Origin of the sequence: Marinobacter sp. LQ44, assembly GCF_001447155.2 — a bacterium.
GTDB lineage: Bacteria > Pseudomonadota > Gammaproteobacteria > Pseudomonadales > Oleiphilaceae > Marinobacter.
This window is the reverse complement of record NZ_CP014754.1, coordinates 2,144,393-2,168,331: the sequence shown is the minus strand read 5'-3', so window position 1 is coordinate 2,168,331 and position 23,939 is coordinate 2,144,393. Positions and strand designations below refer to the sequence as shown.

The 23,939-nt window shown below is 59.1% G+C and carries 15 protein-coding genes; 7 read left to right on the top strand and 8 right to left on the bottom strand.

From position 1 onward, the window contains the following. The first annotated feature begins 103 nt into the window (after window positions 1-103). Window positions 104-1,168, top strand: coding sequence for an efflux RND transporter periplasmic adaptor subunit (locus tag ASQ50_RS10050; protein WP_058092844.1), 1,065 nt, complete (start codon window positions 104-106; stop codon window positions 1,166-1,168). Next, entirely contained in the window at window positions 1,168-4,323 is a 3,156-nt protein-coding gene (locus ASQ50_RS10045; RefSeq protein ID WP_058092843.1) for an efflux RND transporter permease subunit, read from the top strand. Before ASQ50_RS10050 ends, ASQ50_RS10045 begins: the two co-directional genes overlap by 1 nt. On the opposite strand, the gene ASQ50_RS10040 is transcribed toward ASQ50_RS10045, so the two are convergent. Beyond that, window positions 4,304-6,181 carry an MFS transporter gene (locus tag ASQ50_RS10040; protein WP_058092842.1) on the bottom strand — a complete coding sequence of 626 codons (1,878 nt, stop codon included), beginning with the start codon at window positions 6,179-6,181 and terminating at the stop codon, window positions 4,304-4,306. The genes ASQ50_RS10045 and ASQ50_RS10040 overlap by 20 nt on opposite strands. Before the next feature lie 145 nt (window positions 6,182-6,326). On the opposite strand from ASQ50_RS10040, the gene ASQ50_RS10035 reads away from it, so the two are divergent. Then, on the top strand, window positions 6,327-6,992 hold the full coding sequence (locus tag ASQ50_RS10035) for a nitroreductase (RefSeq protein ID WP_058092841.1): 666 nt from the start codon (window positions 6,327-6,329) through the stop codon (window positions 6,990-6,992). Between the two features lie 19 nt (window positions 6,993-7,011). Here ASQ50_RS10035 and nirD read toward each other — a convergent pair whose 3' ends face one another. From nirD to ASQ50_RS10020, 3 genes are all read right to left on the bottom strand, one after another. Next, on the bottom strand, window positions 7,012-7,380 hold the full coding sequence (gene nirD, locus ASQ50_RS10030; protein ID WP_058092840.1) for a nitrite reductase small subunit NirD: 369 nt from the start codon (window positions 7,378-7,380) through the stop codon (window positions 7,012-7,014). 170 nt (window positions 7,381-7,550) lie between these two features. Further along, a complete protein-coding gene (gene nirB / locus ASQ50_RS10025; RefSeq protein ID WP_058092839.1) occupies window positions 7,551-10,064 on the bottom strand; it encodes a nitrite reductase large subunit NirB in 2,514 nt (837 codons plus the stop codon). A gap of 27 nt (window positions 10,065-10,091) precedes the next feature. Beyond that, window positions 10,092-11,321, bottom strand: a complete 1,230-nt coding sequence (locus ASQ50_RS10020; protein WP_058092838.1) for an NAD(P)/FAD-dependent oxidoreductase — start codon at window positions 11,319-11,321, stop codon at window positions 10,092-10,094. Window positions 11,322-11,685: 364 nt separating this feature from the next. Between ASQ50_RS10020 and ASQ50_RS10015 the strand changes: the two genes are divergently transcribed. Next, a complete protein-coding gene (locus tag ASQ50_RS10015; protein ID WP_058092837.1) occupies window positions 11,686-12,984 on the top strand; it encodes a nitrate regulatory protein in 1,299 nt (432 codons plus the stop codon). Between the two features lie 50 nt (window positions 12,985-13,034). On the opposite strand, the gene ASQ50_RS10010 is transcribed toward ASQ50_RS10015, so the two are convergent. The 3 genes from ASQ50_RS10010 to ASQ50_RS10000 all read right to left on the bottom strand — a co-directional run bounded on the left by ASQ50_RS10010 (window position 13,035) and on the right by ASQ50_RS10000 (window position 16,475). Beyond that, on the bottom strand, window positions 13,035-13,913 hold the full coding sequence (locus ASQ50_RS10010) for an ABC transporter ATP-binding protein (RefSeq protein WP_058092836.1): 879 nt from the start codon (window positions 13,911-13,913) through the stop codon (window positions 13,035-13,037). A gap of 192 nt (window positions 13,914-14,105) precedes the next feature. After that, entirely contained in the window at window positions 14,106-15,098 is a 993-nt protein-coding gene (locus ASQ50_RS10005; RefSeq protein ID WP_058092835.1) for an ABC transporter permease, read from the bottom strand. A gap of 12 nt (window positions 15,099-15,110) precedes the next feature. After that, entirely contained in the window at window positions 15,111-16,475 is a 1,365-nt protein-coding gene (locus ASQ50_RS10000; RefSeq protein WP_058092916.1) for a CmpA/NrtA family ABC transporter substrate-binding protein, read from the bottom strand. A gap of 486 nt (window positions 16,476-16,961) precedes the next feature. On the opposite strand from ASQ50_RS10000, the gene ASQ50_RS09995 reads away from it, so the two are divergent. Next, window positions 16,962-19,637, top strand: coding sequence for a nitrate reductase (locus ASQ50_RS09995; protein ID WP_058092834.1), 2,676 nt, complete (start codon window positions 16,962-16,964; stop codon window positions 19,635-19,637). A gap of 7 nt (window positions 19,638-19,644) precedes the next feature. Here ASQ50_RS09995 and ASQ50_RS09990 read toward each other — a convergent pair whose 3' ends face one another. After that, on the bottom strand, window positions 19,645-20,343 hold the full coding sequence (locus ASQ50_RS09990) for a hypothetical protein (protein ID WP_227513302.1): 699 nt from the start codon (window positions 20,341-20,343) through the stop codon (window positions 19,645-19,647). 154 nt (window positions 20,344-20,497) lie between these two features. On the opposite strand from ASQ50_RS09990, the gene ASQ50_RS09985 reads away from it, so the two are divergent. Both ASQ50_RS09985 and ASQ50_RS09980 read left to right on the top strand, forming a co-directional pair. Next, a complete protein-coding gene (locus ASQ50_RS09985; protein WP_058092832.1) occupies window positions 20,498-22,606 on the top strand; it encodes an N-6 DNA methylase in 2,109 nt (702 codons plus the stop codon). Next, window positions 22,603-23,916, top strand: a complete 1,314-nt coding sequence (locus ASQ50_RS09980; RefSeq protein ID WP_068351469.1) for a restriction endonuclease subunit S — start codon at window positions 22,603-22,605, stop codon at window positions 23,914-23,916. Before ASQ50_RS09985 ends, ASQ50_RS09980 begins: the two co-directional genes overlap by 4 nt. Window positions 23,917-23,939 lie beyond the last annotated feature (23 nt).

Below are 23,939 nucleotides of genomic sequence, written 5' to 3'. Positions count from 1 at the left end.
ATTGGGACTTTTTGCCCGGTCAGGTCTGGAACCTGCTTTTGCTCGTAGTGGATAAATGTCGGGTGTTAAATGCATCTAAATCGGGACGCATAGGGAGACGTGTGTGCAGCGTGTCTGTATCTGGATAGTGTTCATTCTGACAAGTGCGTCGTCCGGTGTGCTTGCTCAGGACAGGCCCATCGTTCGCCTTGAAGCGGTGGTTGAGCAAGAGGTGGTTCAGGAGGTTTCCCTCAATGGTACCGTCAATGCTCTGCGCAGCTCACGAATTTCCGCGTCGGTTGCCGGTTTACTCAAAGCATTGCATGTGGATATTGGCGACCGTGTGGTTACCGGCGACTTGCTGGCGGAACTGGATCACGAACTGGTGGACTGGCAAAGCCGCGCTGCCCGTGCTGAAGTGGAAGAAGCCCGAGCCCGACTGGCGGAGGCGGAAAGAAGACTGCGAGAGGCCAGATCGGTTGGCGCAGGGCGCAATATCGCAGCCACCGAAGTCAGTGCCCGGGAGAGTGAGGTAGCTGCGGCTGAGGCGTTGTTGGCGCGCCTTGAGGCCGAGCGCCAACAGATTGATGTACAGGTTGACAGGCACCGCCTGGTGGCGCCATTCGACGGCATAATCAGTCACCGTTCACTGGACCTGGGCGAGTGGGTAACGCCAGGCACTGAGCTGTTGCGCCTGGTAGATACCGATAACCTGGCACTGGATTTTCAGGTTCCTCAGGACTACTTTGCCCGAATTAATGAAAACAGTGAGCTGTGGATCTCCCATCACAACGACCGGATGCAAGCCGACATCGTGACCCTGGTGCCGGTCAACGATGCTCAGTCGAGGACTTTCCTGTTGCGAGCTGATCGGCCCGATAACTTGCCCGTGCTACCCGGCATGGCGGTCCGGGCAACGTTAAGAATCACAACCGGAGAGCGCGGCTTGACGGTGCCGCGGGACGCGATCAACCGGTACCCTGAAGGCCGGGTAACGGTGTGGATTGCCGAGCCTGAGGGTAACGACACCTTTACGGTCAGTGAAAAGCGGGTTTGGCCAGGTACCGGTTTCAGTGGCCGGATTGAAATTACCCGTGGTCTGGAAGCCGGCCAACAGGTGGTGGTGCGGGGCAATGAAAATCTCAGCCAGGGTGTGACGGTCCGGATTGCCGAGCGGGAGGCGAACTGATGTTTGCCGGTATTATCCGCCACGGCATCCTGGTGGCGGTGATCGCGCTGATCGTCGCCATTCTGGGTGCGGCCGCAGCAATGCGAATTCCGGTCCAGATGATTCCCGATCTGGAAGTACGCACGGTCACCGTGGAAACCCGTTGGCCGGGAGCCACGCCCCAAGACATCGAGAAGGAAATTCTGATTGAGCAGGAGCGCTTCCTGCGCAATGTACCCAACCTGAGCCGGATGACGGCAACGGCCTCCAGTGGCGCTTCTGAGATCGAGCTGGAGTTTCCGTTCGGCGTCGACATCACCGAAACCCTCATTCAGATCAACAATGCACTGAGCCAGGTGTCGGACTACCCGCGCAATGTTGATCAGCCCCGGATTGTCGCAGCCTCGTTCTCCGCCAATGCCTTCATGTATTTCCGTATTGCGACTCTGGAGGGCAACCCCCGGGAGCTCGATATCGAATTGATGCGGGACTTTGTGGAAGATCGGGTGCGCCCCCGCATGGAGAGCGTGCCGGGGGTCTCGGAAGTCACGGTTGGCGGCGGTGCCGATCGGCAGATGCAGATCATTGTTGATGAGACTGCCCTGGCTCAGCGTGGTTTGAGCCTGCTGGACCTGCGCGACGCCATCACCGCGCGCAACCGGGACATCTCCGGTGGTGAAGTGGATTCCGGCAAGCGCCGTTATCTGTTGCGGACGGTCGGGCGTTTTGACGACGTGGAAGCCCTGGAACGGCTGGTCGTTCAACGGGACGGAGACAGCGTGGTCCGGCTCGGCGAAGTGGCCAGGGTGCGCCAGGCTCATGCCTTGTTGAGAGACTTGTCCATTATCAACGGCCAGCGTGTGATTGGCTTACAGGTTCGCCGGGAAAGCGGCTCCAACGTTATTCAGATCAAGCGGGCGATGCTGGAGGAGGTGGCCGCCATCAATCGTGAGGTGCTGGAGCCCGCCGGCCTTCAATTGACGCTGACGTCTGACGATGCCCGTTATGTCGAAGCCTCGGTGGCCAATGTCTGGACCAATCTTGGCATTGGTGCCGTGTTCGCCACCCTGGTGCTGTACCTGTTCCTGCGCTCCGGGCGGGCCACCTTTGCCGGTGTGGTCGGTATTCCGCTGTGCGCGATTGCGGCGTTTATTGGTCTGCTGATGACCGGGCGCACGATCAACGTGATCTCATTGGCTGGTGTCGCCTTTGCCATTGGCATGACCGTGGATAACAGCATTGTGGTGCTGGAGAACATCGAACGATACCGGCGATTGGGGCTGGACCGGATGGAATCGTCGCTCAAGGGCGTGAGGGAGGTATGGCCGGCGGTACTCGCCTCGACCGCCACCACGATTCTGGTGTTTCTGCCGATCCTGTTCATCGAAGAGGAAGCTGGCCAGCTGTATTCAGACGTCGCCATCGCCATATCGGCGGCGATACTGGCCTCCATGTTGGTGGCCGTCACGATTATCCCTACCTTATGTGCCCGCCTCGACTTTGGCGGCAAAGCCGACAAGGTCGATCAGTATGGCAATGACACCGGGGGCGGATGGGTTGCCCGTGTGATGGGGCTGGTGCGCTGGCTGGTGGATGGGTCGCTGCGCCGGGTGTTGGTGATCGCGGTGACCGCCGGGGTCAGCCTGTGGATCATTCTGGTGTTGACGCCTCCAGCCGAGTACCTGCCAGAGGGCGAAGAGCCGAAAACCTTTGCCGCCATGACCGCGCCGCCGGGCTATAACCTGACTGAAATGGCCGCGATTGCGGAGCTGGTAGAGGCGCATTTTCTGCCCCACGTGAATGCCGATGGCGAAGCCTATGCCCGTGGTGAAACGCAAGTGCCGCCGATTGCCTATCTGAACATGGGGGTTACGCCAACCCGTGTCCGGATCATTTCAGAGACCCTGGACCCCACCCACATCAACGCCCTGATGAGCGAGATCACTCGCGTATACCGGCAATTCCCGGGAATGCGCGCGTTTGCCGCTAAAGGCTCGATCATCTCCAGCAACGACGGGGGCACCCGCAGTATTAATCTGGACATTTCCGGTCCGGATCTGGCGTCGGTCTATCAGGCTGCCAATGCCGCCTATCGGCGGGCAGAGCAGATCTTCGACGGCCCTCGCATCCAGAGCCAGCCGTCGACACTCACGCTGGCCCAACCGCTGATTCAGATCCGGCCAGATTGGGACCGGGCCGCGGAGCTTGGACTGGATGCGGAGGCCATCGGGTTTACTGTGGCCACTCTCACCGAAGGCAGCTATGTGGATGATTTCTTCCTGGACGACGAGAAGATCGATATCTACCTCTATGGCCAGGAGGGGCAGCAACCAGACCTGAGCAAACTGCCGGATGTTGCCGTGCACACGCCCTCGGGCGCCATTCTGCCACTATCGAGCCTGGCCACGATCGAAGAAACAGTGGATACCAGCACCGTCCGCCGGGTTGATGGCCGGCGGACGGTTACCTTGAACGTGATACCGCCGCCGGATGTGCCCCTTGAGGCCGGCGTGGAAAGGGTGCGCACAGAATTACTGGATGCCTTGCGGGCCAGTGGCGAGCTGCCGGCGAACGTGACGGTGGATATTTCCGGGGCCAGTGATCAGCTCAACGCCACCCGCGATGCCCTGACGGGTAACTTCCTGATCGCCATTGCCATTGTCTATCTGCTGCTGGTGGCCATTTTTGCTCACTGGGGATTCCCGCTGCTGATTATGACGGCGATCCCCCTGGGGGTGGCCGGCGGTATTGTCGGGCTCGGACTGATGAACCTGGTGGGCGGGATGCTGCCTCTGATCGGCCTGCAACCTTTGCGGCAGCCGTTTGACATGATCTCCATGTTGGGATTCCTGATTCTGATGGGAACCGTCGTCAACAACCCGATACTGGTGGTGGAACAGGCCCGTCACAATCTGCGCAGCAAAGGCGTGACCGTGGTGGAGGCGGTCACCGGCGCGGTTCAGACCCGGTTACGGCCCATCGCCATGACGACCATGACCACCCTGTGCGGCCTGTCGCCCCTGGTTTTTCTGCCCGGCGAGGGGACGGAACTCTACCGCGGGGTCGGTGCGATTGTGCTCTTTGGCCTATTGGGTGCGGCGATCGTGACCGTCACCTTCCTGCCCTCGCTGATTATTCTGGTGTTGGGTCGGCGGGCTAGGGTTGAGACCCCCTGAGTGCTTTGACCTTATGCTCGAGCACAGTGGCCCCGGCCTCCTCCGGAGCGACAGGGTGATCGGCAAGAAGGTGTATCCTGGACCAGAAACGCTTCGGCAGGTGACTGAATGCCGGGCCGCCGCAGTGGCTGAAGAAACTGCCCCACAGGCCTCTCAGGGCCATCGGCACGACGGTGACCGGCCGGCGCTGCAGAATCATGTCCACGCCGGATTTGAAGGTATCCACTTCGCCGTCCTTGGTCAGTTTGCCCTCCGGGAAAATGCACACCAGATGGCCGGCGGCCAGCTCCTCATCAATGCGGTCGAAGGCCGCTTGGTAGATTTCCGGGACTTTGGATTTAGGACCAATCGGGATGGTCTTGGCCAGCCGGAAAAAGCTGCCCATGATGGGGGTTGCGAAGATGTTGTGGTCCATCACAAAGCGCACCGGCCTGCGCACGGCACCGGCAATCACCAGGGCGTCCATGTAGGACACGTGGTTACACACCAACAGCGCTGGCCCTTCTTCGGGGATCCTGTCCAGGTGATGATGGCTGACCCGGTAGACGGTGTGGGACAGCACCCAGATCACAAAGCGCAGGGCAAAATCCGGCACCTGCTGATAGACAAAGCCCGCCACGATCAGGTTCATGATCGACAGCACCAGGAAAAACTCGGGAATGCTCAGCCCGATCACGCCCAGCATCAGCATGGCCAGCAGGGCACTGATCACCATGAACAGGGCGTTAAAAATGTTGAGGGCGGCGATCACCCGCGCCCGGGTGTCTGGCGAGGCCTCTCGCTGAACGTAGGCATACAGCGGCACAATAAACAGCCCGCCAAAAATGCCGATGGCCAGCAAGTCGATGGCCACCTGGCGGTAATGGGGATCGGTGATGATCATCCACCAGTCGGAGGGAATGGGCTGCTCGGGCATGTTGAAGTACAGGTCAATGCCGAAGAAACTGAGCCCGAGGGAACCAATGGGCACAATACCCAGCTCAATCTTGTGGCCGGACAGCCGCTCACAGGCAATGGAGCCGGCGGCAATGCCGATGGTGAAAATAGCCAGCAGGATGGTGACCACGGTTTCGTCACCCATCAGGTGGGTTTTGGCAAAGTTGGGGAACTGAGTCAGGTAGGCGGCGCCCAGAAACCAGAACCAGGAAATGGCCAGAATGCTCAGGAACACATTGTGATTATCCCGGGCGATGGCCATCAGCTTCCAGGTTTCCTGGAGCGGGCGGAACTGGATCTTCAGATCCGGCGCGGCAGCCTTCGCTTTGGGAATCCGCAGCGCGGCGATCAGGCCTGTGATGGCCAGTAAAGCCACGGCCACCGCAATCACCGGGCCCGGCACCGGGGCTTTCATCATCACGCCGGCCATCAGCGTGCCCACCAGTATGGCCACAAAGGTGCCCATCTCCACCAGCGCGTTGCCACCCACCAGCTCAGAATCCTTCAGGGCCTGGGGCAGAATGGCGTACTTTACCGGTCCGAAAAAGGCGGATTGCACCCCGGTGAGGAACAACAGCAGAAACAACATCTCGTACCAGCCAAACCAGAGCCCGACGGCGGCGACGCCCATGATCACCACTTCGGCAAACTTGATCCAACGGATAACCGCCGACTTCTCGAACCGATCCGCCACCTGGCCGGCAATTGCGGAAAACAGGAAAAATGGCAGGATAAACAGCATGGCGGCGAGGTTAACCACCACATCTGCCGACAACCCGAATAGGCCCCCGGCGCTGTAGGTGACCAGCAACAACAAAGCGTTCTTGAACAGGTTGTCGTTGAATGCCCCGGCAAACTGGGTCACAAAAAATGGCAGGAACCGCCGCTGTGACAGCAGGCGAAACTGACTGTGATCTTCCATGACCCGAACACCCTCGATTGGCCTTGTAATGTTGCCGGAGACTAAACCCGCCGGTGAGGGTGGTCAAGCATTGAAACGGCCTCCATACTGGCCACAGTCTGAGCCTGTTCAAACAACAATGACTTTTTTTGGGGAGATGTCTTCAATGGATGTACAACAAGCCGTCCAGTCCCGGAAATCCGTCCGGGACTTCCTCGACACCCCGGTTTCCGAGGCCACCCTTCGCCAAGTGATCGAAACCGCCACCCGGGCCCCGTCCGGCGGCAACCTGCAACCCTGGCACCTGTACGTGGTGACCGGCGACGCCCTGGCCCGCCTGAAAACCCTGATGAGGGAGAAAGTCAGCAAAGGCTTCAACGAAGTGCCGGAATACGAAATCTACCCACCCAAACTGCAATCACCCTACCGCGACCGCCGCTTCGAGATTGGCGAACTCATGTACCGACAGCTCGACATCCCCAGGGAAGACAAAGCCGCCCGCTTCGAGTGGTTCAAACGCAACTTCGAATTCTTCGGCGCCCCGGTCGGCCTGTTCTGCACCGTCGACGACAACATGGGCCCGCCCCAGTGGTCCGACCTGGGCATGATCCTGCAAACCATCATGCTCCTGCTGCGCGCCGAAGGCCTCGACAGCTGCGCCCAGGAATCCTGGTCCGTCTACCCCAAAACCATCAGCGAATTCCTGGGCCTGCCCGAACACCGAAAAGTCTTCGCCGGCATGGCCATCGGCTACGCCAACCCCGACAGCCCGGTGAACCAGATCACCAGCCCAAGGGCACCCCTGTCTGAAAACGTCGAATTCATCAACTGACATAAGCGTCTCTCAGATCTCAGGCGGCCACCGACGCCGCCTGAGCCACCGGCACCTCCAGACGGATCTGATCACCGTCCAGCAACACCGGGTATGTCTTCACACGGGCACTGTCATCCTCCAGGCAGACACCGGTGCGAAGACTGAAATGCTGCTTATACAACGGCGATGCCACCACCGGCTCCCCGTTGATATCCCCGGTAATCCCCCGGGCCAGCACATTCGAGCCACTGAACGGATCGGTATGGCTGATGGCAAACAACGCCGGCAGCCGGTGTGGCAGATAAAACACCGCCACCGGCCCGTCCTCCGTCCAAACCGCAATGCCGGAGTCAGCCACCAGATCGTCCACCGTACAAACGGCTTCCCAACAAGTCCGAGCTTTCATAAAACGTTCTCCTGAATCCCAATGTCTTTAACTTGCCTATCCCACTTATGTCTGCGAGCGCGGGGGTCGGGGTAATTTTCTGGCAGGAAAAAAGATGTCTGAGCAAAGCGAGTTATTTTTTCCAGAAGAAAATTACCCCGGCCCCCGCGCTCCGCCCCCAAGCCAGAAGGCTACGAAGAAGCCACCTCCAAAACAGGCCGCCGCTGCCCCCGCTCCGAAGTCCACTGCTGCACCGGGTCCTTCTGCTCCGGCGCATTCACAAACTCCCGGAACCGCTTGCGCTTCTCCGGATCCTCAACCGCGGTCTTCCACTCACACTGATAGGTCTCCACCAGACCCGCCATGTGCTGCTCCAGCTCCTCGCCAATCCCCAGACTGTCCTCCAGCACCACCTGCTTCAGATACTCCAGACCGCCTTCCAGATTCTCCATCCAGACCGACGTCCGCTGCAGCCGATCCGCCGTCCGCACATAGAACATCACTACCCGGTCAATGGTCCGGATCAGCTCCTCATCCGACAAATCCGTGGCAAAGAGATCCGCATGCCGCGGCCGCATACCGCCATTGCCGCACACGTACAGGTTCCAGCCCTTCTCGGTGGCGATCACCCCGAAATCCTTGCTCTGGGCCTCCGCGCATTCCCGGGTACAGCCAGAGACCGCCATCTTCACCTTGTGGGGCGCCCGCAGGCCCTTGTAGCGATTCTCCAGAGTGATCGCCATGCCCACGCTGTCCTGCACGCCGTAACGGCACCAGGTGCTGCCCACGCAGGACTTCACCGTACGCAGCGACTTGCCATAGGCGTGCCCGGTCTCGAAACCGGCGGCGATCAACTTCTCCCAGATCTCCGGCAGCTCACTCAGGGTGGCGCCGAACAGGTCCACCCGCTGGCCGCCGGTGATCTTGGTGTACAGGTTGTATTGCTTGGCCACCTCGCCCAGCACAATCAGCTTGTCCGGGGTGATCTCGCCGCCGGGAATGCGCGGCACGATCGAGTAAGTGCCGTTCTTCTGCATGTTGGCCATGAAGGTATCGTTGGTGTCCTGCAGCGGCACGTGGTCGGTGGCCAGAATATGCTCGTTCCAGCAGGTGGCCAGAATGGAGCCCACCGTCGGCTTGCAGATGTCGCAACCCTGGCCCTTGCCGTATTGCCTGAGCAGGCCCCGGAAGGTGCGAATGCCGTTCACCTTGACCAGATGGAACAGCTCCTGGCGGGTGTAGGGGAAGTGTTCGCACAAATCCGTACACACCTCCACGCCGCGTTTCTCCAGCTCGCTGTCCACCACCTTCTTGAGCAGCGCCGCGCAGCCACCGCAGCCGGTGCTGGCTTTGGTTTCCGCTTTCACACTGCCCAGATCGGCGCAACCTGCGTCAATAGCGCCGCAGATATCGCCCTTGGTGACGTTGTGGCAGGAACAGATCGAGGCCGTGTCCGGCAGGGCATCAGCACCCAGCCCCGGGGCACCGCCTTCGCTCTCAGGAAGAATCAGCGCTTCCGGGTTCGCCGGCAACTCGATGCCGTTGATAGTGTATTGCAAAAGGGTGTCGTAGGGACCGTTGTCGCCCACCAGAATGGCACCCAGCAGGGTTTTCCCGTCCTGGCTCACCACCATGCGCCGGTAATGGCCGGCCTGCTCATCGTGAAAACGAATGTTGCGGGCGCCCGGAGTCCGGGCGTGAGCGTCGCCGATGGAACCCACATCCACCCCCAGCAGCTTGAGCTTGGTGCTCATGTCGGCACCGGTAAAGGCTGCGCTGGTGTCGTTGTTCAGGGCGGCCGACAGGGTTCGGGCCATGGTGTAACCCGGTGCCACCAGGCCGAAAATGAAGTTATTCCAGAGTGCACATTCGCCAATGGCGTGAATGTGCGGGTCGGACGTGGTGCACTGGTTGTTGATGACAATCCCGCCGCGCTCGCCAACCTCCAGACCACAGGCCCGGGCCAGGGCATCCTGCGGGCGGATGCCGGCAGAGAACACAATCAGGTCGGTTTCCAGGTGGCTGTCATCCGCGAAATTCATCCGCAACCGCGCGCCGTTGCCCGGCACAATGGCGGTGGTGGCTTTTTCGGTATGCACCTGCACTCCCAGATCTTCAATCTTCTGGCGCAACAGGGCGCCACCCTGATCGTCCAGCTGCACCGGCATCAGCCTCGGGGCAAACTCCACTACGTGAGCCTGTAACCCCAGGCTTTTCAGCGCGTTTGCCGCTTCCAGGCCAAGCAGGCCGCCGCCCACCACCACGCCGGTTTTTCCGGAGTGCGCACTGGCCTGGATGGCGTCCAGGTCATCCAGGGTGCGGTACACGAAGCAGCCTTCCTGATCGTTGCCCTCAATGGGCGGGACAAACGGGTAGGAGCCCGTGGCCAGCACCAGCTGATCGTAGGGGTACTCGCCCTTGGGTGTGGTGATCATCCGGGCGTCCCGATCTATGCCGGTCACCGGCTCATTCAGGTGCAGATCAATGCCCTGGTCGGCATACCAGTCTGAGGTGCCCATGGCCAGGTCCGCATGGCTTGAGCCACTGAAGTACTCCGACAGGTGCACCCTGTCGTAGGCCAGTTGCTTTTCCTCGCCGAAAACCACGATGTTGTAGGCGTCAGCGGCCGGAGACTGGCTGAACTGTTCCAGAAAGTGATGGCCAACCATGCCGTTGCCGATCACGATCAGGGTCTGTTTGCTCATAGTCTTGTCCTCTCTCATGGCAGCGGATCAGGCCGCTGCGTCGCAATAGGGTTTGCCGAAAGCGATGGTGTCCCGGTAGCGGGAGATATCCGTGCCTGAACGAATCAACTCGCTGTACCAGGGGCCGCTGCCGGTGTCTCCGAGTAGAATGGCGCCGGTCAGGCGGTTGTGTTCCACCAGCAGTTGGCCGTAGACCGCTTGGGCGTAGTCCTGCCACTCAATGGTTTCGGTGTGCGGGCCCGGAGTGATCGGCCCGCAGGAAAAAATGGGGAGGTCGCTGATTTTCAGGCGGGTGGCGATTTCTCCCGGTGTGAAACCCGGGCTTCCGGACACCTGGCAGAGATGCCGGGCCAACACGGCCGCCTGCTCGTACCCGGGCTCCACCAGGCCAAACGTGTGTTCCTGAAACTGGCAGCATTCACCAAGGGCGTGGATATGAGGATTGGAAGTGGTCATCTGCGAATCCACCTGTATTCCCCGGTCGCAGGCCAGGCCGGCGGCTTCTGCCAGTGCTTTGTTCGGATGAATACCGGTTGCCAGCACCACCAGGTCCGTCGCCAGCACGGTGCCGTCGCTGAGCTGTACCGCCTGGACCTGGTTTTTGCCCAGCAGCGCTGTCGGCTCTGTACCGGTCAGAACGGTGAGGCCCCGTTGCTGTAACTGGTGCTTCAGTAATTCGCCGGCAGCTGGATTGAGCTGTCGGTTCAGCAGGTGACCGCTGCGATGCAGAACCGTGACGTCCATGCCCCGGGCCCTGAGCCCCTCGGCCGCTTCCAGGCCAAGAAAACCGCCGCCGATGACGACCGCACGGCGATGTGTCTGCGCCCGGTGAATCAGGGTGCGGGTATCGGTCAGATCCCGGAAGGTCATCACGCCATCCAGATCCTCACCGGGCAGGCCAAGACGTGAAGGACTGGCGCCAGTGGCCAACACAAGGGTGTGGTAAGCCAGCGTGCGCCCGCTGGCGGTCGTCACCCGGCGCTGATGCGGTTCGATGGCCGTGACCGGCTCACGGTTATAGACCTCGATTTTGTGCTGGCGGAACCAGGACCGGGGTTTCAGTTCCAGCTCCGACTCCCGGACCTGATTCGCCAGCAAGGACGACAGCTGGATTCGGTTATAGGCAGCGAAAGGCTCACCGTTGAACACCACGATGCGGCTGAACGGGTGCCCTGTGGCCACCAGTTGCTCCAGCAATCGCTGCGCAACCATGCCATGGCCGCAGATCACCAGCGCAGGGGTCTGTGTGTGTTCCATAGGTGCGCTCCCTTACTCAACGAATTGCCGAAAACCAAACGAAAAAAGCCGGAGCATCATGCTCTCCGAAGAGAACAGATGGTCCGGCACCAATGCCAACAACAATGATCTGATGGTCCGGCCTGATTCCATGGCCGGGACAGTCGTCCTTGATTAGGACATAGCGATCTCCATGCCAACTTTTTAACTCCATTTAATTCAGTTGCTTAGATGGTATCGCGGCTCTATTGCACCCGTGCCGGGCAGAAAAGATGCCCCGGGATGGGGCGAAACGCACGAAGATGATGCCGGTGGTTCTGGCCTGTTAATTGCTGCAGTCCAGTCAGACAGGAACCCGCTGTGTACCGATACCAGGAGTTGCACCATGAACAGCAAACGCCAGACCAATACGGCCGCGACGGCCACAGCCGCAGACTTTCTGATGGCCTCCCGGCAGTGCGAAATCCGCAACCTGGAGTACTTTCTGCAGATGGGCCGGCTGGTGCAGAGCGTGGGTAACCTGGTGCACGGACTGCAACGGGAGCGGGGAGCTACCAACCTGTATCTGGGGTCCGGTTGCCAGCGTTTCGCCCGGGAGCGTTCGGTTATCCTGAAAGAGAATGACCAACTGGCTGTCATCTTCCGTAAGGCGCTGACCGACATACAGGAAGACCTGACTACCCATCCGGTCAGCAGCCCGCTGCTGGGTCATATTGCCAGTGCCCTTCATAGCCTCGATCAGCTGGCCGAGTTCAGGCAGAAAGTGGTCGGGCAGGAAGCCAGCGTGGTGGATGCTACGGACTGGTTTTGCGACACCATCCATCAGCTGATTACGGTGGTTTTTGAAGCCGCCGAAACCGTTGCTGAACCCTCCATTGCCGGCCTGCTGGTGGCCATGGTGCACGTGATGAATGGTAAGGAATACTGTGGCCAGGAGCGGGCGGCAGGCTCAGCGGGATTCTCCAGTGGCCACTTCGAAAACGCACTGTCACGGCGCATGATGCACCTGGTTGAAGCGCAGGAACGGTGTTTCGAGGTATTTGTTGCCTTTGCCAGCGAAGACAGCCTGGCTCTCTGGCAGGCGCTGCGGTCTCACCCGCGGGAACTGGAAATAGAGCGGTTGCGCCAGAAGGCGGTGTCGGTCGGACCCTATAAATCCCTGGACAGGGAAATGGCCGATCGCTGGTTTAACCTGATGACCGACCGTATGGATGATCTCAAGAAAATCGAAGATTCCGTGGAAAACGCCTTCCACCACCGTTGCGTGGAACGCTACACCGAGGCGCGCCACTCCCTGGCTCACCAGGAAACTCTGCTGGCCTCGCTGGAACAACGGAACGCCTCGACAATGCCGGTATTGGTGGTTTGCGATAATGGTGTAGATGCGAGTACCGCAGATGCCTGGGCCGGCGACGGTGTCGGACAACAGTCAGGCCGGTCTATCTTTGATCTGGTTCAGGAGCAAACCCGCCGCCTGCGCCAGATGTCTGAAGAACTGCAAAGTGCGAAAGAAGCTCTGGAAGACCGGCGCACCCAGGAAAAGGCCGTGTTGCTATTGATGGAGCATCGCAACATCAGCAACGACGAAGCCCACCGATTGCTGCGAAAGCTGGCGATGGATCAGGGCAAGCGATTACCCGATGTGGCCCGGGCCCTGGTCTCCATGGCCGGCGTTCTGGGCTGACGCCATCCCTGAGGGCACCGGGGCCAAAGTAGCCCCGGTGCCGTGCAGCCTCAGGCAGACGCCGGCTGTTTCTCCTTTTCCGACTTTGTCCTCTCGCCACCCTGCGTGGAGGCACTGGCGGCCCGCCGGCTGCTCAGGGATTCCAGCTTTCGCTGTTTCTCGTACAGGAACGACAGCACCTCCTGCCGGTAATGCACATATTTGGTGTCATCCGCCAACGCCACCCGATTACGCGGCCGCGGCAAATCAATGTGCAGGTCTTCCCCCACCGTCGCCGCCGGCCCGTTGGTCATCATGATGATGCGATCCGACAATAGCACCGCCTCGTCCACATCGTGGGTAATCATGATCACCGTGTTGTTCAGCTCCTGCTGAATCTCCATCAGCGAATCCTGAAGATGTGCACGGGTCAGCGCATCCAGGGCCCCGAAGGGCTCATCCATCAGCAGCACGCTCGGCTTCATCGCCAACGCCCGGGCAATCCCCACCCGCTGTGCCATACCCCCGGAAATCTCCCCCGGCCGCTTATTGGCGGCATGGGCCATATTCACCAGCTCCAGGTTGTGGGTAATCCAGTCCCGGCGCTCCTTACGGTTCATCGACTTACGAAACACCTGCCGAACAGCCAGCTCGACATTCTCATACACCGTTAACCAGGGCATCAGCGCATGATTCTGAAACACCACCGCCCGCTCCGGCCCCGGTGAGTTCACCTCATGCCCGTCCAGCACACAGCCACCCTTGGTGGCCTGCAACAACCCGGCGACAATGTTCAGCACCGTCGATTTACCACAGCCGGAGTGGCCGATAAGCGAAACAAACTCCCCTTTCTGTATCTTCAGGTTCACGTTGTCCAGAGCGATAAATGGCCCTTTGGCTGTATCAAAGGCCATTTCAACGCCCGTTAACTCTAAATGTGATTTAGCCATAACAGAATCCCCTAAACAGGTCGGACGAGCGCCGGGTGGGTAGTGCCTCCCGGGACCCTCAAAAACATGGATGTTTTTGCGGAGCGTACATGGATGTACTCGCCGCGTGTCCCGGGAGGCACTACCCACCCGGTGCGGCATGCTCCGCCGTTTGAGATTTCTAGGTTAAACGCAGCAGTGGGTGAGTGTTGGCTACTCATTCCAGGCCACCTTCTTCTGAATCAACAACATCACCCGATCCAGCAAAAACCCGATAAACCCGATGGCCAGCACCGCCACCATGATCCGACTCAACGACTGGCTGCTGCCATTCTGAAACTCATCCCACACAAACTTCCCAAGCCCGGGACTCTGCGCCAGCATCTCCGCCGCAATCAGCACCATCCAGGCAATACCCAGAGACACCCGCAACCCGGTAAAAATCATCGGTACCGATGAAGGCAGCACCACCTTGCGAACGTGGGTCCAGAACGACAGCTTCAGCACCTTCGACACATTCAGCAGGTCCGGATTCACCGCGGCCACGCCAACGCTGGTATTGATCAGCGTCGGCCACAGGCTGCAAAGGGTGACCGTGATCATCGACGTCAGAAACGACTTCTGGAACATCGGGTCATCACTCACGTACGTGGCAGACACCACCATGGTCACCAGTGGCAGCCAGGCCAGGGGCGACACCGGCTTGAAGATCTGGATCAGCGGATTGACCGCCGCCTGAAAATACCGGTTAAGACCGAACACAATTCCCAGGGGCACCGCAATCAGCGTGGCCAGGGCAAATCCAGACAACACCGTGACCAGGCTGGTACCGATCTGATCGATAAAAGTGGGTGCGCCGGGATAAGACCGGATCCGCACCTCCGCCTCCGGGTTGTCAGCCAGAATCCTGGCATTACGCTGCTCCTGCATGGCGATGAACTGGCTGGCGCGTTCCCGCTGGTTGGCGTGCTCTTGCCAGAGTTGCCCCGCCTGCTCCCAGACCTGAGCTGGCCCTGGGAAAGCACCAAGGGACGTCTGCACCTGGGGCGCTGCCAGATGCCAGAATCCCAGAAACACCAGAATTCCGATCAAGGGCAGCAAAGTCTGTTTGCCGGCCGCCAACAATTCATTCGGGCTCAGCCGGGCGAGCAGGTTGCGGCTCCTGGCGGCCATCGACTGGCCAATTCTTATGCTTAAAGTGCTCATGTTGTGCCCCCCTTACGGTGTCTCGGTGCCTTTCAGCCCGATCTCAAAGCGGTCTATGTAAGCGTTCGGTTCGCGAGGAGTGAAAGGCACACCGTCAATCAGCTCGCCCTGGTAGGGGCGTTCAAAGTTCTCGGCGTCAAAGTCCGGGAAGTCACTGGCATTCATCACGCCATCATCGATCAGTGACTGTGCGGCCTGAGCATACAGATCACCCCGGTATACCCTGGCTGCGGTCTGCATGTACCAGTCATCCGGCTTGGCGTCCGGAATCTGGCCCCACCGGCGCATCTGGGTCAGGTACCAGATGGCATCCGAGGGATAGGGGTAAGTGGCGTGATAGCGGAAGAACACGTTGAAGTCCGGAACCTCCCGCACATCCCCTTTCTCGTATTCGAACGTGCCGGTCATAGAGTTGGCGATCACGTTTTTGTCTGCGCCCACGTAGCTGGAGCGTGAAAGCAGCTCTACCGCTTCCTGGCGATTTGCGTTGTCGTTTTCATCCAGCCAGTAAGCCGCGCGGATCAGTGCCCGTAACAACCGAAGGTGGGTATTGGGATGCTTCTCTGCCCAGGTCTCGGTCACACCAAAGACTTTCTCAGGGTTGTTTGGCCAGATCTCATAATCGGTTATAACCGGCACGCCAATCCCCTTGAATACCGCCTGCTGGTTCCAGGGTTCGCCCACGCAGTAGCCCTGAATGGTGCCGGCTTCCATGGTCGCCGGCATTTGCGGCGGCGGGGTAACGGACAGATGAACATCGGCCTGCAAGGTGCCACTGGTATCACCCCGTTGTGGGGCGTAGAAGCCGGGATTCAGGCCACCGGCCGCCAGCCAGTAGCGGAGTTCGTAGTTATGGGTGGACACCGGGAACACCATGCCCATCCGGAACCGCTCGCCTTTGCTCAGGGATTGCTCCACCGCCGGTTTCAGTGCGCTCGCGGAGATCGGGTGGGCGGGTTTGTCGCCATCCATGTCCAGGTGGGGCTTCATGGTGTCCCACACCGCGTTGGACACGGTAATCGCGTTGCCGTTGAGGTCCATGCTGAAGGCGGTAATGATGTTGGCCTGAGTGCCATAGCCAATGAACGCGCCCAGAGGCTGGCCGGCCAGCATGTGGGCACCGTCCAGCTCGCCGGTGATCACCCGGTCCAGCAGCACTTTCCAGTTGGCCTGGGCTTCCAGTTCCACGAACAGGCCTTCGTCCAGGAAGTAGCCTTGCTCCCAGGCAACCGCCAGGGGTGCCATATCGGTGAGTTTGATGAAGCCCAGTTTCAGGTCTGGCTTCTCTGCTGGCCCGATGCTCGCCTGGGCCAGTGTGCTCAGCCCGATCAGCGCGGCGGTGAGCAAGCCTCTGAGTTGATGACGGCGTGTGTTCATGCTGTTACCTCTCTGTGTCTCTCTTTTCTGGCGCACAAAAAAAACGCCCACCCTCCGTTTCCGGAGAGCAGGCGCCAATGCCTTAGAACGAGAGATGTGATGTCTTGATGGTTCGCTGTTACCTCAGCATAAGCCGTGCCATTTTTTAATATTCATAGTTTTCAAAGGCTTGATATTCCATTCCGTGTTGAGCGAGGAAAACGCCAATCGAGCCCGGTCTGTTTTTGGTGCAACCTGAGCGATTTCGCACCAATGTGAAACCTCAAGGCAGAAGTGTATCCCGGCCTGCCGGAGCCGATGGATCTGCTGAACAAGGCCGTAGCCCGGGCGTTGCCACAAGGCCGGCCGGGCAAGTGCTGTTTTGGCAATCGCTGGCCCCGTTATTGCTTTCCATAAAACAGACAATTTTGGCAAAGAAGCCCGCCCCGGCTCTGGAAACAGACCCCGGATGGCGGGCTTTTTTATGGGTAAAGCAGAGGATTGATCATGAAAAACCGCCGAACCACTCCCGGAAGTACCGCCACCACCTGCCCTTATTGCGGTGTGGGCTGTGGTGTTCTGGCGAAACCTGACGCCGTTCAGGGCGATGTAGGGCACCCGGCCAATAAGGGCCGGCTTTGTGTCAAAGGCTCGGCGTTGCATGAGACCGTGACCGGACACGACCGGTTGCTGGCCCCTCGTGTGGCAGGGCACAACGTTGAGTGGTCGGAGGCCATTGACCGGGTAGCTGAGGCCATCCGTGTGTCGGTCAGAGACCATGGCCCGGAGTCTGTGGCTTTTTACCTGTCTGGGCAGCTGCTCACAGAGGACTATTACATCGCCAACAAGCTGGCCAAGGGCTTTATTGGCACCCCGCACGTGGATACCAATTCCCGGTTGTGCATGTCGTCTGCCGTGGCAGCCCACAAGAGGGCGTTTGGTGAGGACTGCGTGCCCGGCTGCTATGAGGACCTCGAGCTGGCGGACTTGCTGGTGCTGGCGGGCAGTAATGCCGCCTGGACGCATCCGGTGCTTTACCAGCGGATAAAAGCGTCCCACCGGCCCGGGCGCAAAGTGGTAGCCATTGACCCAAGGCAAACCGCAACCACAGAGATGGCTGACCTGCACCTGCAACTGCGGCCGGGCACCGACACCCTGCTGTTCAATGGCTTGCTGGTTTGGCTGCATGAACACGGAGCCCTGGCCACACAGTACCTGGAACAGCATTGCAACGGATTCGAGGAAACTCTGAGTGTGGCCCGCGCCTGTGCGCCCTCGATAATGGCGGTCGCCCGCGGATGTGACCTTCGGGCTGCGGATGTGGAACGCTTCTATCGGTGGTTTGCCGAGACCGATCGAACAGTCACCGCCTTTTCCCAGGGCATCAATCAGTCGGTGGCTGGCACCGACAAAGCCAACGCTATTATCAACTGCCACCTGGCCACGGGGCGTGTTGGCCGGCCCGGCGCCGGTCCGCTTTCGCTCACCGGTCAACCCAATGCCATGGGTGGGCGGGAAGTGGGCGGTCTGGCCAACACCCTGGCGGCCCATATGGATTACGACACGCCCGGCGCGGTGCAACGGGTTGCCGACTTCTGGCACAGTGAGAAACTGGCAGCGGGACCGGGCTATAAGGCGGTGGATCTGTTTGAAGCCGTTCATCGGGGTGACATCCGGGTGCTCTGGGTGATGGGCACCAATCCTGCGGTCAGCCTGCCCGACAACGCCCGGGTCAGGGAGGCCCTGGCGCGATGCGAGACGCTTATAGTGTCAGACTGCGTGGCCCAGACCGATACCACGGCGTTTGCCGATATCCTGTTGCCTGCTGCCGGTTGGGGCGAGAAGGACGGTACCGTGACCAACTCGGAACGGTGCATTTCACGCCAGCGCCGTTTTTTACCTTTACCGGACGGTGTCCGCCCGGATTGGCAGATCATCCGGGATATCGCCCAGGCGCTGGGTTATGGTCATGCCTTCGGTTATCAGGAACCAGCGGATATTTTCAGGGAACACGCGGCACTGTCCGGCTACGGCAACGGCGGCGAGAGAGTGTTTGATATCTCTGCCCTGGCCACGCTGAGCTCCACGGAATATGACCAGCTTCAACCCGTGCAATGGCCTCTTACCGGAGGCAACCCCGGCGCCTGGTTGCAGACCCGCCGGCTGTTCTCCGATGGCCGGTTTCCCACGCCCGATGGCCGCGCCCGCCTGGTGCCGGTTTCGAACCTGCCGCCCGGACAGAAGCCGGACGCCCGGTATCCCCTGATTGTGAATACCGGCCGCATACGGGACCAGTGGCACACGATGACTCGCACGGCACTGGCGCCCAGACTGTTTGCCCATCGTAGTGAGCCTTTTATCGAGGTTCACCCGAAGGACATCGCTACTCTGGGTTTGATTGAAGGCGCGCTGGCGACCCTGACAGGGCCAGCCCGAAAGGGATTTACCGGCCGGGTCCGGGCCAGCCAGGCCCAGCGACCCGGAGAGGTATTCGTTCCAATTCACTGGAATCGGCAGTTTGCATCCTCAGCCCTGGCCTCCGACCTGATCGCCCCCGTTGTCGACCCGATTTCGGGGCAGCCGGAAGCGAAATGTGGCGTAGCCACCCTTCGGCCACTCATCACCCGATGGCAAGCCCGGCTGATGCTGCCCGCCGCGGGGGATACCGCATTGAACGCCGCGTCACTGGATTACTGGAGCCACCAGGCAATGCCTCATAGCCGGTCCTGGTGGCTGGCCGGTCGACGGGCAATGGACTGGCGCGAATGGGCCCGGCAGGTTTTCGCCAGGGAACCGGAGCTGGTTATGCAAGATGGTGCCCGGCGCCGCTTTCGTGCAGCCTGGCTCACCGGCAACCGGTTGGATGGCGTATTGCTGGTCGAGCCCTGTGTGCAATCCATGCCGGACCTCGGCTGGTTGGATGACTGTTTTGGCTCTGAAAACCTGACGCCGGAGCAGCGCCGATCCTTGTTGGCTGCAGGTTCAGTTGATGCAGAACCGACCGGACCGCTGGTCTGCAGCTGTTTCCAGGTAGGCGAGCGCCAGATTAACCAGGCAATCGAAGAGGGGGCCGCGAGCGTTGAGGCATTGGGCCAGCGGCTGCAGTGCGGCAGCAACTGTGGGTCTTGCATCCCCGAAATTCGAGGCTTGCTGGCGAAATCGGTGGATCGGGAGCCTGCCTGAAGCCGGATCAGCCCTGTCGGCGTAGGAGAGAAACCGGTACCCGGTACCGCAAACCGCGGGTATTCAAAGTCACCGCAACCGTGCAGGTTTTTCGGTTCACCCGGATGACCTGGCCCCGTTTCTCGTGCCGGCCTTCACCAAAACAGACCGCATCGCCGACCTGCCACTGCCGGACCTCCCGGACTGGACTGGGGAATACAAACGGTGTGCTGGGCAGCGCCACTCCCGCTTCTACGGCAGTCTCCTCGAGGTACTGCCGGGTGGCGAGCGCTGCACCACTGCTATACAACCCGTCCAGCGCTGCATAGAAATGCCGGTTGTGCACCGAACCATAGTGCCGCTGGCCAGCACTGTATTGCAGCAAATGGGCAAACTCATGGCAGCAGGTGTGGGCCAGCAGGTTCAATACACTCACCTCGCCCCCAAAATAGCCCCGGCCCCGGATCTCCCGCGTCGATAACCAGCCCTGGGCGGTTTCCGGCTGTTGCTTGGCGGCAATCATCCGCGCCCCGTAGTTAATCAGATGCTGTTTACGCGCCGGATCATAACGGTGATAGGTGGCCTGGCCTGACCCCACCCGCAACGCCAGCCCTGCGCCCGGGTTTTGCTCCCGAACCCGGGCTTCGACGGGCGTCCACAGGATGTCGCGGGTGGCCTGGCACATGAGAGTGCCGATGGCTCGGGTGGTTGATGTTGGTACTGGCATACGCGTTGGATATCTGGATTGAAAAGCACAGAGTGGTAATGGTCGTGCAAGCGTAACCATGGAATTTACAAATTGCTATGGCCCGTGTTGGCAGAGTTGTTTAGAGTCTCTCCACATTTTGTGTAGTGGTCGTTTCAGGAGATACCTTTCCACCATGAATGCTGAACAGCTAAAACAGCTTGAAGATGACCTCTGGTCCGCCGCCGACAACCTGCGGGCCAATTCTGATCTCAAGTCCAGCGAATACGCCACGCCGGTACTCGGCCTGATCTTCCTGAAATTCGCCGACAACAAGTACAAGCGTGCCGAGCCGGACATCACCAAAGAGTTCGCAGAACTCAGGGGCACCCGGCGGGAAAAACCCATCTCCGAAATCGCTATCCAGAAATGCGGTTTCTATCTTCCGGACCATGCCCGTTACCACTACCTTCTGGGCCTGCCGGAGCAGGAAGACCTGGCCAGAAAAATCAAACAGGCCATGGAAGCCATCGAGGAATACAAAACCGAGCTGGATGGCATCCTGCCCAAGGACGAATACTTCGCTCTTACCCGCACCAGCAATACCCTGCTGGCGGAACTGCTGAAGAACTTCTCCAACATCCCGGCTGATGCCAATGGCGACATTTTCGGCAAAATTTACGAATTCTTCCTGGGCAAATTCGCTCTGAGTGAAGGCCAGAAAGGTGGTGAGTTCTTCACCCCTACCTCTGTGGTTAAACTGATGGTGGAAATCATCGAACCCCACCATGGCACGGTATACGACCCAGCCTGTGGGTCGGCCGGGATGTTCGTGCAGTCCCAGCAATTCGTGGAGCGCCACCGCAAGAAGCTGGACGAACTGGGCGAGGCCCACGACGAAGACCAGCTCTACGTCTACGGCCAGGAAAAGACCCTGGATACCGTCAAGCTCGCGAAGATGAACCTGGCGGTTAACGGCCTTCGGGGCGAGATTCGCCAGGCCAACAGCTACACCGAAAACCCCTTTGACGGCTTCGGCAAGTTCGATTTCGTGATGGCCAATCCGCCGTTCAACGTGGATGACGTGCCCCTCGCTTCGGTGGAAGACGATCCCCGTTTCAACACCTATGGCTTGCCCCGCAAGAAAACCAAGGCCAAGGCCAGCGAGAAGGGCAAGGAAACCGTCCCCAACGCCAACTACCTGTGGATCAATCTGTTTGCCACCTCACTGAAGAACAACACCCCGGCCAGCGGCCGGGCGGCACTGGTTATGGCCAATTCCGCCTCCGATGCCCGGCACAGCGAGGCGGACATTCGCCAGACCCTGATCGAGAATAACCTGATCTACGGCATGCTCACCCTGCCGTCCAACATGTTCTACACGGTCACCCTGCCCGCCACCCTCTGGTTCTTCGACAAGAACAAGCAGGACGACCGCATATTGTTCATTGATGCCCGCAACATCTTCACCCAGATCGACCGGGCCCATCGGGAGTTCAGTGAAGAACAGGTTCAGAACATTGCCATCATCAGCAAGCTGCACAAGGGCAAGCGGGCGGACTTTATCCGGCTGGTGGACAGCTATTTCCGAAAAGGCATGGAACAACTGCTGGCCAACCGGGAAAAGGTGGAACCCGTCAGTGAGCAGTTACTGGATGTGCTGGACGATGCCCAGGGCAAACAGGCTGTGGGCGAACTGGTCAGCCAGTGGCAGGGCCTGAATGCCCTGCAGCGGGCCAGCGATGCCTACATCCAAGCCGCTGACCTGCAACTGACCACGCCGGAGGCCATCGAAACGGCCAACCGCAAACAGCAGCAATTGAGAGCGACATTCGATCCCTTCTTCCAGCAACTGCACACCGGTCTGAAACAACTGGACAAAGTGGTGCGCCAGCACGAAAAGGCCAGAGCCGAAGAAGCCAGACAAGCCGGCAAGCGCGCTACCTCCGACCGCAACGCTCGCCGCCTGAAAGAGGCGCTGGAAGAGCTGCACAAGGAAGTTCGCAGTGCCGAGGCCTACTACCAGCACATTCACTGGCTGCAGGAGCGCTTTCCGAATGCCGAGTACGAGGATGTGACGGGGCTGTGCAAGCTGGCGACACCGGAGGAAGTGAAAGAGCAGGATTACTCCCTGAATCCTGGGCGGTATGTGGGGGTGGTGATTGAAGAGGATGGAAAGACTGAGGAGGAGTTTCTGACAGGAATTGAAGATTTGAATGATGAGCTTACATCATTGGATTCCGAGGCAGAGGTTCTTGCCTCTTTAATAAGAAAGAACGTATCGGCATTGGTTGATAGCAAATGATTGACTTCCCAATAGTCAAAATTGGCGAATTAATTGAATCTGGTGAAGCTGAAATTCAGACCGGCCCTTTTGGTACTCAGCTAAAAGCCAGTGATTACTCTGATCACGGGTATCCTGTGATCAATGTCCGAAATGTCGGTTTGGGGGATGTCCGCACAGAAAGTTTGGAGTTTATTGATGACCGGATTGCGGAGAAGTTGCCAACACACAGATTGATGCAGAATGATATTGTGTTCGGTCGTAAAGGGGCCGTAGAAAGGCATGGGTTAATCACTGAAGCACAGGAAGGCTGGTATCAGGGCTCTGACTGTCTGAGATTAAGGTTCAACTCATCCAGGATAAACCCAAAATTCATTTCTTATTTCTTCCGAACGCAAGCCCATCAGGACTGGATGATTGCCGTGTGCGCATTCGGGGCAACCATGGCCTCCTTGAATCAGGACATTGTGAAACTGATTAACGTCCCGGTTCCGCCGATTGATATTCAGAATAAGATTGTGGGATTGCTCTCTACCTACGACGAGCTGATCGAAAACAACAAACGCCGCATCACCCTGCTTGAAAACATGGCCGAGGAAATCTACCGCGAGTGGTTTGTGCGGTTCCGGTTTCCGGGATGGCAGAAGGCGGAGTTTGAGAAGGGGCAGCCTGCTGGCTGGACACACCAGAAAATAGCGGGAGCATTCGACTTCACTGGTGGCGGTACCCCCTCGAAAGACAACAATAGTTTTTGGCGCAACGGTGATGTCGATTGGTATACGCCTTCCGATATCACGAAATCAAATTCGTTGTTTATGGCGAGCTCTGAGTATCAATGTAACGAAGAAGGTCTCCGGCGAAGCTCCGCCAAGCTGTTTCCGGCCTACTCGGTAATGATGACGAGCCGAGCAACGATCGGCGCGATTGGCATCAATACGAAACCTGCTTGTACCAACCAGGGCTTTATCACCTGCATTCCGAATGATCGGTACCCACTGACTTATTTGTACCACTGGCTCAAAGCTGCGAAACCCCATTTTGAAATGTTGTCAGGTGGCGCAACTTTTCCGGAGCTGACTAAGTCTACATTTAAAAGGATTGAGATCCTGTCTCCGGACCAAGGTGTAATCGAAAAGTTTGATGAACTGGTGTCTCCGATATTCAAACAAATAGAAAGTTTGGCGGCACAGAATCAAAAACTGGAGCAGACTAAAAACCAACTCCTCCCCCGCCTGATTTCCGGCAAACTCTCCGTGGAAAACCTGGATATTCAGTTGCCGCCCTCCATGCAGAGTGATCAGCCGGATAGAGCCGACGAAGCCGCCGCTTGAACCTTATACGCTAATGAGACAAA

What these genes read in the sequence shown, in the direction of transcription:
- ASQ50_RS10045 (WP_058092843.1), top strand. Translation starts at nt 1,168, where the DNA reads ATGTTTGCCGGTATTATCCGCCACGGCATCCTGGTGGCGGTGATCGCG.
- ASQ50_RS09995 (WP_058092834.1), top strand. Translation starts at nt 16,962, where the DNA reads ATGAAAAACCGCCGAACCACTCCCGGAAGTACCGCCACCACCTGCCCT.
- ASQ50_RS10005 (WP_058092835.1), bottom strand. Translation starts at nt 15,098, where the DNA reads ATGAGCACTTTAAGCATAAGAATTGGCCAGTCGATGGCCGCCAGGAGC.
- nirB (WP_058092839.1), bottom strand. Translation starts at nt 10,064, where the DNA reads ATGAGCAAACAGACCCTGATCGTGATCGGCAACGGCATGGTTGGCCAT.
- ASQ50_RS10020 (WP_058092838.1), bottom strand. Translation starts at nt 11,321, where the DNA reads ATGGAACACACACAGACCCCTGCGCTGGTGATCTGCGGCCATGGCATG.
- ASQ50_RS10000 (WP_058092916.1), bottom strand. Translation starts at nt 16,475, where the DNA reads ATGAACACACGCCGTCATCAACTCAGAGGCTTGCTCACCGCCGCGCTG.
- ASQ50_RS09980 (WP_068351469.1), top strand. Translation starts at nt 22,603, where the DNA reads ATGATTGACTTCCCAATAGTCAAAATTGGCGAATTAATTGAATCTGGT.
- nirD (WP_058092840.1), bottom strand. Translation starts at nt 7,380, where the DNA reads ATGAAAGCTCGGACTTGTTGGGAAGCCGTTTGTACGGTGGACGATCTG.
- ASQ50_RS10015 (WP_058092837.1), top strand. Translation starts at nt 11,686, where the DNA reads ATGAACAGCAAACGCCAGACCAATACGGCCGCGACGGCCACAGCCGCA.
- ASQ50_RS10035 (WP_058092841.1), top strand. Translation starts at nt 6,327, where the DNA reads ATGGATGTACAACAAGCCGTCCAGTCCCGGAAATCCGTCCGGGACTTC.
- ASQ50_RS10040 (WP_058092842.1), bottom strand. Translation starts at nt 6,181, where the DNA reads ATGGAAGATCACAGTCAGTTTCGCCTGCTGTCACAGCGGCGGTTCCTG.
- ASQ50_RS10010 (WP_058092836.1), bottom strand. Translation starts at nt 13,913, where the DNA reads ATGGCTAAATCACATTTAGAGTTAACGGGCGTTGAAATGGCCTTTGAT.
- ASQ50_RS09990 (WP_227513302.1), bottom strand. Translation starts at nt 20,343, where the DNA reads ATGCCAGTACCAACATCAACCACCCGAGCCATCGGCACTCTCATGTGC.
- ASQ50_RS09985 (WP_058092832.1), top strand. Translation starts at nt 20,498, where the DNA reads ATGAATGCTGAACAGCTAAAACAGCTTGAAGATGACCTCTGGTCCGCC.